This window comes from Arthrobacter sp. B0490 (genome assembly GCF_002929355.1).
In the GTDB taxonomy this organism is placed as follows: domain Bacteria; phylum Actinomycetota; class Actinomycetes; order Actinomycetales; family Micrococcaceae; genus Arthrobacter_D.
The window spans coordinates 1-685 of the sequence record NZ_PJIR01000086.1 but is presented as its reverse complement, the minus strand read 5'-3'; the positions used below and the strand labels follow the sequence as shown (position 1 = coordinate 685).

Sequence of the window (685 nt, the reverse complement as noted above, 5' to 3'; positions counted from 1 at the left end):
GGAGATCCTCCGGTTGCAGTGGGACAGCGCACAGCGCAAGGATGGTCCGCTGGCGCTGGCATTCATCGACCTCGACCACTTCAAGTCGATCAACGACAACCATGGCCATGAATCCGGCGATCAGGTCCTGCGCGAGGCGGCCAGGCGTCTGGTTGCGACGCTGCGAGGCTCCGACAGCCTGCTGCGCTGGGGCGGCGAAGAGTTCCTGCTGATCATGCCGGAGACCGACATGCAGCAGGCGCACATGGCGCTCGAGCGCATCGTTGGCCAGGGCCTCGGCGTGCGGCCGGACGGTGCGCCGCTGACGGCGAGTATCGGGTTGGCCGAGCGCCGTTGCGATCAGGTCGCGGACTACCGGGATCTGCTGGAGCTGGCGGATAAGCGCATGTACTACGCCAAGGCGAGCGGGCGTAATCGCCTCTGCGCTATGGAGCCGGAGGCTGTGCAGCCGCCCCGGGCATTTGCCGTGGGTGGCTAGCCGTCAGCCATTGGCCAGGCCGAAGACGTGCCGCATGTAGCTGACGAATGCCTCGTCGCGGCACATGGTCTTGCCCGGCGAGTCGGAAATCTTCGCCACCGGCTGGCCATTGCAGGCGGTCATCTTGATGACCATGTTGGTCGGCTCCACGCCCGGGATGTCGCAGGTCAGTCCGGTGCCGATGCCGAAACTCGGATTGCTGCGACC

General features: G+C 66.0%; 2 protein-coding genes. One reads left to right on the top strand and one right to left on the bottom strand.

Annotated elements, in window-relative coordinates:
• A partial coding sequence (locus CXQ97_RS20885; RefSeq protein WP_146069738.1) for a GGDEF domain-containing protein occupies positions 1-478 on the top strand: 478 nt, incomplete at its 5' end.
• A gap of 3 nt (positions 479-481) precedes the next feature.
• Here the strand turns inward: CXQ97_RS20885 and CXQ97_RS20880 are convergent.
• Positions 482-685: hypothetical protein (locus tag CXQ97_RS20880; RefSeq protein WP_368784523.1), on the bottom strand; the 204-nt coding region annotated here is incomplete at its 5' end.